Source organism: Collinsella sp. WCA1-178-WT-3 (M1) (assembly GCF_009696325.1).
In the GTDB taxonomy this organism is placed as follows: Bacteria; Actinomycetota; Coriobacteriia; order Coriobacteriales; family Coriobacteriaceae; genus Collinsella.
This window is the reverse complement of sequence record NZ_VUME01000037.1, coordinates 1-1,040: the sequence shown is the minus strand read 5'-3', so window position 1 is coordinate 1,040 and position 1,040 is coordinate 1. Positions and strand designations below refer to the sequence as shown.

At 63.7% G+C, this 1,040-nt stretch carries 1 rRNA gene; it reads left to right on the top strand.

Features of this window, described 5'->3' with window-relative positions:
* A 23S ribosomal RNA gene (locus tag FYJ40_RS08890) occupies positions 1–1,040 on the top strand; the annotation flags it as partial.

Here is a 1,040-nt window from a genome sequence, read left to right as displayed (position 1 = left end):
AGCGAAAGCGAGCCTTAACAGGGCGACTTGAGTCCCGCGCCGCGGACGCGAAGCCGGGTGAGCTATCCGTGGGCAGGCTGAAGCGGGGGTAAGACCCCGTGGAGGGCCGAACGCACGTCGGTTGAAAACGGCGGCGATGACCTGCGGATAGGGGTGAAAGGCCAATCAAACCCGGAGATATCTCGTTCTCCCCGAAATAGCTTTAGGGCTAGCGTCGCGCGTTCACCGCCGGAGGTAGAGCACCGGATGGACGAGGGGGCTTCGCCGCCTACCGAATCCAACCGAACTCCGAATGCCGGCGGCCCAGAGCGCGGCAGTCAGAGCATGTGGGCTAAGCTGTGTGCTCGAGAGGGAAACAGCCCGGACCGCCCGCTAAGGTCCCCAAGTTCCAGCCGAGTGGCAAAGGATGTGCGTCCGCCCAGACAACCAGGATGTTGGCTTAGAAGCAGCCATGCATTCAAAGAGTGCGTAACAGCTCACTGGTCGAGTGGACATGCGCCGACAATACACGGGGCTAAGCTGGACACCGAAGCGGCGGGATTTTATCTATAGAATCGGTAGGGGAGCTTCCCATGGGCGGAGAAGCCGGAGGGCGACCGACGGTGGAGCGCATGGGAGTGAGAATGCTGGCATGAGTAGCGAGAGACGAGAGAGTAACTCGTCCGCCGTGAACCCGAGGTTTCCTGGGCAAGGCTAATCCTCCCAGGGTCAGTCGGGGGCTAAGGCGAGGCCGGGAGGCGTAGCCGACGCGCAGCAGGCAGACATTCCTGCACCGCGCACGCGGCGCTACGACCGACGGGGCGACGGATGGGGGTGGCTCGGCGGGGTTCTGGACGTCCCCGTGATGGAGCGCGGCCCGCGGACCAGGGAAATCCGGTCCGCATCGAGGGCGAGGCTCCGGACGAAGCACTTAAGCGAAGCGAGTGAGCCCGAGGTCCCTAGAAAAACCCCTAGGCAGGCGCGTGCGCGCCCGTACCGCAAACCGACACAGGTGGGTGGGTAGAACATACCGAGGCGATCGGGTCAACCATGGTCAAGGA